The sequence below is a fragment of the uncultured Winogradskyella sp. genome, assembly GCF_963975125.1.
GTDB lineage: Bacteria > Bacteroidota > Bacteroidia > Flavobacteriales > Flavobacteriaceae > Winogradskyella.
The window spans coordinates 1-10,550 of sequence record NZ_CAXBGB010000098.1; the positions used below are offsets into that span (position 1 = coordinate 1).

Below are 10,550 nucleotides of genomic sequence, written 5' to 3' on the forward strand. Positions count from 1 at the left end.
AATGAAAAAATAAAATTATGAAAGGAGACTATTACAAAACGAAAGAATCTGTAGTTGAATATATACAATTGGCTAAAGATGTTAATGGAAAGGAACTAATTGAAAAACTCGAACTGGTTTTACCTTCTCAGTCATCGCTACTTGAGATTGGTTCTGGGCCAGGAACAGATTGGGAAATTCTGGATAAACCATACAAAGTTGTAGGATCTGATAATTCAAATGAATTTCTGAAGCACTTAATATCTAAATATCCAAATGGTAAATTTCTTAAATTAGATGCAATCTCTTTACGAACGAATAAGAAGTTTGATGGAATTTATTCAAACAAAGTAATGCACCATTTAACGGATATTGAATTGGCAGATTCAATTAAAAGACAACATAAAATTCTCAATTCAAATGGTATCGTTTGTCATTCTTTTTGGAAAGGTGATGGTTCTGAAATTTTTAAAGGTCTTTTTGTTAATTATCATAATAAAGTAAATCTCATGGAGTTTTTTAAGGGGTATTTCGAGATTCTTTCAATCGAATACTATAAAGAGTTTGACAATGAAGATTCACTTTTACTATTTGGAAGAAAAAAATCACAACATTAAAACAAATCAAAGTGTTAAAACCTATTGGCTTTCAAATTTATATAAACTTGGTAAACTTATTTTAAAAATAACAGCCAATAATCTAATGGTTATTACCACAGTTAAAGCAATAACAAAAATTAGGTTTTCGTCACCTATAAACTCTCGCAAAACAAAATAAGTTACACCACCAAAGATACAAGCCGTTGCATAAATTTCTTTTCTAAATATCACAGGGATTTCGTTACACAAAATATCACGTATTACACCTCCAAAACATGCTGTTATTGTTCCTAAAGCAATACAAATAATAGGATTTAACCCTATGTTTAAACCTTTTTCAATTCCAATAATAGTATATAAACCAATACCAATGGTATCAAATAAAAACAAGGAACGTCTTAGGTGTTTTAATTGGTTTCTAAATATTACTGCAACTAAAGCAGCAGCAGCAATCACATATATAAAAGTCATATCTGTCATCCAAAAAACTGGTGTAGATCCAATGAGTAAATCGCGCAATGTACCACCACCAACTGCCGTAACAAAGGCAATAATAAATACTCCAAAAGGATCCATGCGTTTACTCATAGCGACTAAAACACCAGAAATAGCAAAAGCTATCGTTCCTAAAATATCAATAACTTGTATGAACATTTTTCTTAATTTGTCATTCCGCACTTGATGCGGAATTTGTTTTTATTTAAAATACGACTGTCATATTGAGCGCAGTCGAAATGCTATGAAAAATTATTTATTAATGAGATCCCGAAACGAGTTCGGGATAAGCGATTCGCACAAATTTGCTAAGCAAATTTGGCTCTCTGCTTACATGTTTTGTGTATAATAGTTGTAATCTTTTATAACCTTAGCTACAAAATCAACTGGTTTTTCTTCTGTATCAACAGCCATAACTTTTGTGAGACGATGGTGTAGATTTATAATAATATTATGATTTCCTTTTCTTAAGGCTTCATCATACAAATTTTTAATGGTCTGCATATCACTGTCGTTTAATACAGTTACCTGGCTATAAGTAGGTTCATAATCAATTGGTATATTTTTTATTAAGGTATCATCAATAGTTATTTTGTGACGTTCACTAATAACTGTCGTTCCTGCTGCGATATCACCTATACGTTGCCCATTGCCTTTTAATAAAATCGTTAAAACTGCAGCTCCACCCGAAGTAAAAACCACATCTATAACACGCAAAATCCATCTTACAAAATAATTAGCAAAGCTTGGTCTAGATCCATCTAACTTTACAACACGCGTATTCATCACATTTTTCCCAACTGTTTTGCCATTCAAAAATGTTTCAAGTAAGACATAATATAAAAACGCTGGTAGAGAGACTAACAAATATACAGCCCACGAATCTCCAGGATCTAAATTTAAGGCTACTAAAAGCCAAATTGCACCTATGGCGTAAACCAAAATAACTGCACTATCAATAAGATAACCAAGCATCCTATGACCAATACTAGCTACGTTTTGATTTATACCCACATTTTGAGCAGTTTCTATTTGAAATTCATCCATATTTTCTTTTCTTTGAAAGTCTAAAGGGATTAATATATGCGCGAAGCGGCTTTTGTAAAGCAAAATAAAGATAAATGGTTAGAATTTGAAAGTGTTCTTACAAATAAAATCAATATTGATCCCGATTTGCTTTCTGATCTTTACATTGAGGTGACCGATCATTTGAGTTATGCCAAAACATTTTATAAAAATAGTAATACAGAGCGCTATCTTAATCAGTTAGCATCTAAAGCACATCAGAATATATATAGAACAAAAAAAGAACCCAAAAATAGACTCATTTCTTTTTTTAAAACAGAGTTTCCAACGATGTTCTACCAACATCATCGCGAACTTCTTATTACTTTTTTAACTTTTACACTTTTTGTTATAGTTGGTGCATTTTCTGCAGCTAACGAGGGTGACTTTGTAAGATCATTTTTAGGTGATGGTTATGTGAATATGACGCTCGAAAACATTGAGAATGGAGACCCAATGGCTGTTTATAAAGAGCAAGGTGAATTTAATATGTTTTTAGGCATTACTCTAAATAACATTAAGGTTGCACTATTTGCTTTTGCGTATGGTATCTTGTTAGGAATTGGCACATTATATATAATGATGCAAAATGGAATTATGCTTGGTAGTTTTCAATATTTTTTTTATGAAAAAGGTCTGCTTTGGGAATCTGCAAGAACAATATGGATACATGGTACTATAGAAATTTCTGTTATCATTATTGCTGCATGTGCAGGTATGGTTATGGGAAATGGCATGTTATTTACAGGGACATTACCAAGGCTCGAGTCTTTTAAACGCGGTGTTATTAATGGCTTAAAAATATTAATGAGTACCATTCCGTTTTTTATAATTGCTGGTTTTTTAGAAGGTTTTGTTACCAGACATACAGAAATGCCAGATTGGCTAGCAATACTAATTATTACGGGCTCTCTTGCACTAATCTTATTTTATTATGTTATTTACCCAATACAATTACACAAAAAATCTAAACAATTTACAGAAATTAAAAACACAGTTAAACTAACCTTAAACTAATCGAAACATGAATAGACCATATATAGAATTTAGAAAACAAAGAGATTTCAGTAGTATATTAAGTGATACTTTTGGGTTTATTAGAAATGAATTTAAACCTTTTATGAAGGCTATTTTTAATATTGCTGGGCCAGCTATTTTAGTTTTTATGCTATCACTTACCGCCTATAATTATGTAGCAGGTGATATGTTCAATTTCTCTTCATTTGGCGAACCTTCTTTTAATTCTGGTAATATATTTGTGGTTCTGATTGCTGTACTTAGTTATCTTATCTCTGGCGTAGCTGCCTATATTCTTTCTGTTTCCTCTGCCCTTTATTACATTAAATCTTATGTGGACAATAAAGGTGAAACAAACTTAGCTGAGATTAAGAAAAATGTGTACAAATCTTTTTGGTCATTTCTTGGAATGAGCTTCTTAAAAGGTATAACCTTAATCATTGCTACTATGCTTTGTTTTTTACCAGTTTTATATGCTATGGTGCCAATGGCTGTTTTATTTAGCATCTATGTTTTCGAAACGAGGAGTTCTGCTACAGATGCATACAGTAAAAGTTTTAATTTGGTAAATGTAGATTTTTGGACGGCCTTTGGCTCTTTCATAGTTTTAGGTATAATTTACTACCTACTCGGATTAATTTTTTCAGTTCCAACTATAATATATACACTATTAAGTTCTGGTGTTTTTTCTGGCGAAATAGATCCAGCAGATATTAGTAGTTTTTCGGCTGACCCAATTATTATTTTTTTAAATGTCCTTAATACATTTTTTCAGTTTTTATTAAACATCATTCTTGTCGTTGGCGGAGCAGTCATTTACTTTCATTTACATGAAAAAACAACCTTTACAGGCACGTACGATCGTATTAGTGAAATTGGTAAAATAGAAGAATAAATGAAAGTTATTTGGTTGTTATTTTTATGTTGTTGTTTTGTGCAATTTTCTTCTGCGCAGCAAAACGAACAACCAATTAATTTTGATGACACCACATTAGAAAAACAGGTTATTTCTGAAGACCATTTAGAATCTTACAAAGCTGATAAAAATTTTAATTATTTAGAAGTTGAAGCAGAGGAAAGCTTTTTAGATAAAGTCTATCGTTGGCTTAATAATATGCTAAGGAAATTTTGGGAAGCTATTTTCGGCACAGGTACTGCAACTGGTTTTCTATATTTTGTGTTTAGGATATTGCCCTATATTTTACTTGGTTTTTTAGTATTCTTATTGATTCGATTTTTCTTAAAAGTAAACGCGAATAATTTAAGAGTTAAAGCTAAAGAAGAAGGCTCCATATTTTTTACTGAAGAAGAACAGATTATAAAAAATGAAGATATTCCTGCTTTGATAAAAGAATCCATCAATCAGAAAAACTATAGATTAGCAATCCGTTATTATTATTTATTATCTCTAAAATATCTGACTGAAAGTGATCGTATTACGTGGCAACCACAAAAGACGAACGAAGATTATATAAAAGAAATAGAAAAAGACCATTTAAAAAAAGACTTTAAAAATATTACCAGAATATATGATTATGTATGGTATGGTGAATTTAAGGTAGATGTTTTAAAGTTTGAATCTTTAAAATTGCTTTTTGAAGATTTAAATAAAACCATTACAGAGCATTGAGTAAAAAAGGAAAAATATACATAACACTTACCGTACTGACTATTTTGGCAATAGTAGCTTTAGAAATGACTAAACCCAAAGCTGTTAATTGGTTTCCTTCCTATGCTTTACATCACAAAATCCCATTTGGCTCTTATGTGTTTAATGAACAATTACAACGAGTTTCTGATACTGTAATTTCTGTTGATAGACCACCTTTTGAATATTTAAAAAGTAATACTATATCTGGCACCTATCTTTTCTATAATGATGGTATTGCCTTTGGAAAACAAGAGCTTAATAACTTATTAGATTGGGTATCTAAAGGGAACACTCTTATTGTATCGGCAGTAGATTTTGAAAAAAAATTATTAGACACCTTACATCTCAAAACAAAATCTGTGAATATTATGGGTAATTTTAACAACGAATACCAGGTAAAACTCGTTAACCCATTATTAGATACTGAGAGCACATTTAAATTCGATAGATCAACAACATTTTTTCATTTTAATAAAATAGATACTACAAATACTACAGTAGTTGGCTTTATTGATAAATATAGAGGTGAAAACACAAGTATTAAAGACTCATTAATAAATATTATAAAACAACCTTTTGGTGGTGGTGAAATTATTCTGAATACATTTCCGCAAGCCTTTACCAATTACTTTATTCTTAATTCACCAAATCAAAATTATACTGCTGGTTTAATGTCTTATATAAATACTAATCAACCCATTTATATAGACAATTATTACAAAACCGGAAAGAAGTTTTACACTTCGCCAATGTATCTATTTTTAAGTACAAAGTCTTTAAAATGGGCATACTACATTATGCTTATTGGTGTATTAATCTATATTATTTTTGAAGGTAAACGTAAGCAACGTGCAATTCCTATCGTGAAACCTTTAAAGAATCAAACAGTAGATTTTACAAGGACAATTGCTAATATGTACTATGAAAACGGAAAACATAAAGACATTGCACAGCATAAGACTCAACACTTTTTAGAATTCATTAGAAATACGATGCACCTCAGCACATCAGAAATAAACGATAGCTTTATTAAAAACTTGGCTGCAAGAAGTAATAATAGTATTGAAGACACGCACACCTTGTTTAAACTAATTACTAGTTTAAATCAAAAATCAAGCATTAATAATACCGAATTAGAAAGACTAAACACCTTAATAGAACAATTTAAATCCAATAATTAATGGAAAACGAAGCAGTAAACGACGACTTAAATTTTGATAATAGAATTCAACTAGAAGGCTTAAAAAATGCAGTAGAAAGCATAAAAGAAGAGCTTCGAAAAGTCATTATAGGACAAGATAACTTTGTAGAGTTACTGATTGTAGCTTTGCTTGCAGATGGCCATGTTCTCATAGAAGGTGTTCCAGGTATTGCAAAAACGGTAACCGCAAAACTATTTGCAAAGGTTTTAAAAACTAATTATAGTCGTATTCAATTTACTCCAGATTTAATGCCAAGTGATGTTTTAGGAACATCGATTTTAAATATGAAATCTTCTGAATTCGAATTTAAAAAAGGGCCTATTTTTTCTAACATTGTTTTAATTGACGAAATTAATAGAGCTCCTGCAAAAACCCAAGCTGCGTTATTCGAAACCATGGAGGAGCGACAAGCCACCATAGACGGAACAACTTATAAGTTTAAAAATCCTTTTATGGTTTTAGCAACTCAAAACCCAATAGAGCAAGAAGGAACTTATGCTTTACCAGAAGCGCAATTAGATCGATTTATATTTAAAATTAAGGTTGATTATCCATCATTAGATGATGAAATAAAAATTATAGCATTGCACCATGCTAGAAAAGGTGATTTGCCACAAACTTTAATCAATGCTGTTTTAGATACTAAATCTCTTGAAGACTACAAATCCAAAACACAATCTATAGTTGTTGAAGAAAAGATTATTAAATATATCGCAGAGATTGTAACTAAGACACGTAATCATCCGCACTTATATCTAGGTGGTTCTCCAAGAGCATCAATTGCAATATTAAATACAGCTAAAGCCTTTGCAGCTATTAATGGTCGTGATTTTGTTATACCAGAGGATATTAAAAAGGCTTTAGACCCTGTACTTAATCACCGAATCATCTTAACACCAGAACGCGAAATGGAAGGCATGACTACAGAAAACGTAATTGAAATGATTGTACAATCCATTGAAGTTCCTAGATAGGCACTAGTAAACAATTACAGTAAGCAGATAAAACCATGACGTTTCTTAAATCGCTATTTATACACAAACAGCTATACATTTATTTAGCAGTTACTTCAGTATGCTTTCTTTTATCCTATTGGTTGTCAGCCTTATTTTCTATCGCTTGGATTCTAACAGTCATCATATTGGTTCTGTTATTTATTGATTTATTATTACTCTATCAACCCAAAAACGCTATAAATGCTAGGCGAATTTTACCAGATAAATTTTCTAATAGCGACAATAATCCGGTGCCAATAACAATTACCAACAAGTATAGTTTTAAAACTTATGTTGATATAATAGATGAGTTGCCAGTGCAATTTCAAAAAAGAGATTTCGTATATAAAACAACACTTGGCCCAAGTCAGAATCACGATTTTGATTATATGGTAAGACCTGTTGACAGAGGTGAGTATTATTTTGGTCATCTCAATATTTTTGTGTCTTCAGTTTTGAAAATTATAAAACGAAAATATCGGTTTCAGAACGAACAAATGGTAATGGTATATCCATCAATTATTCAGATGCAGAAATATGATTTTCTAGCCATTAGTAATTCTCTGACTCAGATTGGATTGAAAAAAATTAGACGAATTGGTAATACTTCAGAATTTGAGCAAATAAAAGAATATATCTCTGGTGATGATTTTAGAACTGTGAATTGGAAAGCCACTGCAAAGCGTGCTCAGTTAATGGTTAATCAATATCAAGATGAAAAATCTCAACCAATTTATTCTATTATAGACACAGGTCGTGTTATGAAAATGCCTTTCAATGGGTTAAAACTCTTAGATTATGCCATTAATTCTGCATTAGCTTTTAGTAATGTAGCCTTAAAAAAACATGATAAAGTTGGGTTATTGTCGTTCTCTAAAAATATTGAATCATTTCTACCTGCTATCCATAAACTAACCTACCTAAATCGCATTCTAGAAACGCTATACAATATAGACACACAATTTAACGATAGTGATTTTGGACTTCTCTACGCACAACTAAAACGAAAAGTAACACATCGTAGCTTACTTTTACTTTATACTAATTTCGAACATTTAAGTGCTTTAAAGCGACAAATGCCCTATTTGCAAGCCATCTCAAAAAAACACATGCTTGTTGTGGTTCTTTTTGAAAACACAGAACTAGAAATCATTATTAAAGAGAACGCAGAAGATTTACAATCGATTTACCATAAAACAATTGCAGAAAAGTTTGCCTTTGAGAAACGATTGATGGTTAAGGAACTTCAAAAGCATGGTATTCAAGCGATTTTAACTCCACCAGAAAAGTTGACGATTAATACTATTAATAAGTATTTAGAGATAAAAGCACGTGGTCTCCTATAGGCTTGTCATTTTTAATTTTCTTCTTTTCAATGAAATACTACAACTCATCCAATTAATATTACAATTCGGTAATAACAATTATTTCATCACCACAATTTGTTAGATATTTGAATCATCAATCAAAAACAAATAACCATTAAAAACTAAAACATCATGAAAAATTTAATTTTAACCTTCGCTTTAATTTTAACTTCACTTTTCAGCTTTTCTCAAGAAGATAAAGGCATCACTATTACAGTGACAATTGACAATGTAAAGAACGATATTGGCAAAGTTTTAATGTCATTACACACATCAGAAACATTTATGAAAGGTAAAGGAATAATAGATTCTGAAACAGAAATAAAAGACGGAAAAATAACTGTAACATTTGAAAACGTACTTTCTGGAGACTATGCTATAATGGCTTTACACGATGAGAATGAAAACAAACGTATGGATTTTCAAGAGAATGGAATGCCAAAAGAATCTTACGGAATGTCTAACAACGTTATGGCTTTTGGTCCACCTCAATATGATGACGCAAAATTCAAAGTAGAAGATAAAAATCTTGTATTAAACATTCGCTTCTAAAACATTACAAAGATCTATTAAAAAAAATCTGATTAAAAACAATAGACTACTATTAAGCAGCCTCTTGTTTTTAATCAGATTTTAGTTTTATACGGTCTCTCCTAACCATGCTTTCATCATCCAAACTGTTTTTTCTTGTTCTGTAATAAAACCACTCATCATTGCGTTTGTACCTTCATCGTTGGCTTCAGCAGAAGTTTCTAAAATAGTACGCTCAATTTTAAGAAGTTCTGTTAAAGAATCTACAATTAAGGCAACTGCTTTCTCATCTTTTGAAATATGTTTTCCAACTGGTACCTTAGCTGCTTTATTATAATCCTCGAATGTATGTAATGGTGTAGCTCCTAAAGTTAAAATACGTTCAGCAATTTCATCAACCTTTAAGTTTGCATCTGTATATAATTCTTCAAATTTAACATGCAAATCGAAAAATGCGCGCCCTTTTATGTTCCAATGGATTCCTCTTAAATTCTGATAATACAGTTGAAAATTAGCTAATAATTGGTTTAAATCCTTAGCTAATCCTTGTGTTTTATTGGTATCTAAACCTATACTATTTAGTGTCATAATTATTTGTTTTTTGTGTATTCAAATTTACTTCACAATTAACTTGATTTTACTATAGTTTTTATGAATAGTTTATATACTTTTATAGCTTAAATCAATACGCATGACAATTACACAACTAAAATACGCACTTGCAATAGCAGAACATAAGAACTTTACTAAGGCAGCAGAGAAATGTTTTGTAACACAACCAACATTAAGCACGCAAATTCAAAAGCTTGAAGATGAACTAGATATAATTATTTTTGATAGAAGCAAGAAGCCCATCGAAGTGACTGATGTTGGACGAAAAATTATTCTTCAAGCTCGTAATATTGTAAATGAAGCCGAGCGCATACAAGATATTGTAGATCAGCAAAAAGGTTTTATTGGTGGTGAATTTAGATTAGGTATTATTCCTACTATTATGCCTACACTATTACCAATGTTTTTAAATAATTTTATTAAAAAATATCCGAAAGTAAAATTAAAGATAGAAGAGTTAACCACCGAAGAAATTATTACTCGAATTAGTGATGGCCATTTAGATGCTGCAATTGCTTCCACTCCTTTAGAGAGCGACAACATAAAAGAGCGTGTCTTATATTACGAACCTTTTGTAGCTTATATACCAAATAATCATAGGCTAAGAGACAAAAAGACGGTTGAGGTTTTAGATTTAGATATTGAGGATATGTTACTTTTAGAAGATGGACATTGTTTTAGAGATGGAGTCATTAATTTATGTAAAACATTTAAAGACCATGCAGACGATCATTTTCAGTTAGAAAGTGGCAGTATAGAAACTTTAATAAAACTCTCTAATGAAGGCATGGGAATGACACTTCTACCCTATTTACATACACTAGACGTTAAGGAGAGCCTTAACTCCAACCTTAGACATTTTAATGAACCCTCACCTGCGCGAGAAGTGAGTATCATTTATCATAAAAGTGAATTAAAAATGCAAATTATAGATGCTATGCACAATGTTATTTCGGGTGTTGTACGTGGTGCAATTGCATTTCAGAATGTAGAAATTATTAGTCCCTTAGCGAAATAAAAAAAGCGACTTACGAGTC

At 31.0% G+C, this 10,550-nt stretch carries 12 protein-coding genes; 9 read left to right on the forward strand and 3 right to left on the reverse strand.

Going from position 1 to position 10,550, the window contains the following annotated elements:
- Positions 1-17: 17 nt before the first annotated feature.
- Positions 18-596 carry a class I SAM-dependent methyltransferase gene (locus AAC053_RS12345; protein WP_339757086.1) on the forward strand — a complete coding sequence of 193 codons (579 nt, stop codon included), beginning with the start codon at positions 18-20 and terminating at the stop codon, positions 594-596.
- 21 nt (positions 597-617) lie between these two features.
- On the opposite strand, the gene AAC053_RS12350 is transcribed toward AAC053_RS12345, so the two are convergent.
- Complete coding sequence (locus tag AAC053_RS12350) at positions 618-1,232, reverse strand: trimeric intracellular cation channel family protein (protein WP_339757089.1); 615 nt, start codon at positions 1,230-1,232, stop codon at positions 618-620.
- Between the two features lie 171 nt (positions 1,233-1,403).
- Positions 1,404-2,120 carry an RDD family protein gene (locus AAC053_RS12355; RefSeq protein ID WP_339757092.1) on the reverse strand — a complete coding sequence of 239 codons (717 nt, stop codon included), beginning with the start codon at positions 2,118-2,120 and terminating at the stop codon, positions 1,404-1,406.
- Positions 2,121-2,156: 36 nt separating this feature from the next.
- Between AAC053_RS12355 and AAC053_RS12360 the strand changes: the two genes are divergently transcribed.
- From AAC053_RS12360 to AAC053_RS12390, 7 genes are all read left to right on the forward strand, one after another.
- Positions 2,157-3,155 carry a stage II sporulation protein M gene (locus tag AAC053_RS12360; protein WP_339757094.1) on the forward strand — a complete coding sequence of 333 codons (999 nt, stop codon included), beginning with the start codon at positions 2,157-2,159 and terminating at the stop codon, positions 3,153-3,155.
- 7 nt (positions 3,156-3,162) lie between these two features.
- The gene (locus AAC053_RS12365; RefSeq protein WP_339757097.1) at positions 3,163-4,050 is read left to right on the forward strand and encodes a hypothetical protein; all 888 of its coding nucleotides are present in this window, start codon (positions 3,163-3,165) and stop codon (positions 4,048-4,050) included.
- Positions 4,051-4,785: a DUF4129 domain-containing protein gene (locus tag AAC053_RS12370; protein WP_339757100.1), complete on the forward strand. Its 735-nt coding sequence runs from the start codon at positions 4,051-4,053 to the stop codon at positions 4,783-4,785.
- Positions 4,782-5,987 (forward strand): DUF4350 domain-containing protein, encoded by a 1,206-nt coding sequence (locus AAC053_RS12375; RefSeq protein ID WP_339757102.1) that lies wholly within the window; start codon positions 4,782-4,784, stop codon positions 5,985-5,987. The genes AAC053_RS12370 and AAC053_RS12375 overlap by 4 nt, the downstream gene beginning before the upstream one ends.
- Complete coding sequence (locus tag AAC053_RS12380) at positions 5,987-6,982, forward strand: MoxR family ATPase (RefSeq protein ID WP_339757104.1); 996 nt, start codon at positions 5,987-5,989, stop codon at positions 6,980-6,982. Before AAC053_RS12375 ends, AAC053_RS12380 begins: the two co-directional genes overlap by 1 nt.
- A gap of 35 nt (positions 6,983-7,017) precedes the next feature.
- Complete coding sequence (locus AAC053_RS12385; RefSeq protein ID WP_339757106.1) at positions 7,018-8,349, forward strand: DUF58 domain-containing protein; 1,332 nt, start codon at positions 7,018-7,020, stop codon at positions 8,347-8,349.
- Between the two features lie 153 nt (positions 8,350-8,502).
- Positions 8,503-8,922: a DUF2141 domain-containing protein gene (locus tag AAC053_RS12390; protein ID WP_339757108.1), complete on the forward strand. Its 420-nt coding sequence runs from the start codon at positions 8,503-8,505 to the stop codon at positions 8,920-8,922.
- A gap of 87 nt (positions 8,923-9,009) precedes the next feature.
- On the opposite strand, the gene AAC053_RS12395 is transcribed toward AAC053_RS12390, so the two are convergent.
- Positions 9,010-9,489 carry a Dps family protein gene (locus AAC053_RS12395; protein WP_339757111.1) on the reverse strand — a complete coding sequence of 160 codons (480 nt, stop codon included), beginning with the start codon at positions 9,487-9,489 and terminating at the stop codon, positions 9,010-9,012.
- A 103-nt stretch (positions 9,490-9,592) separates the two neighbouring features.
- On the opposite strand from AAC053_RS12395, the gene AAC053_RS12400 reads away from it, so the two are divergent.
- Positions 9,593-10,531, forward strand: coding sequence for a LysR substrate-binding domain-containing protein (locus AAC053_RS12400; protein WP_339757114.1), 939 nt, complete (start codon positions 9,593-9,595; stop codon positions 10,529-10,531).
- The last annotated feature ends 19 nt before the right edge of the window (positions 10,532-10,550 follow it).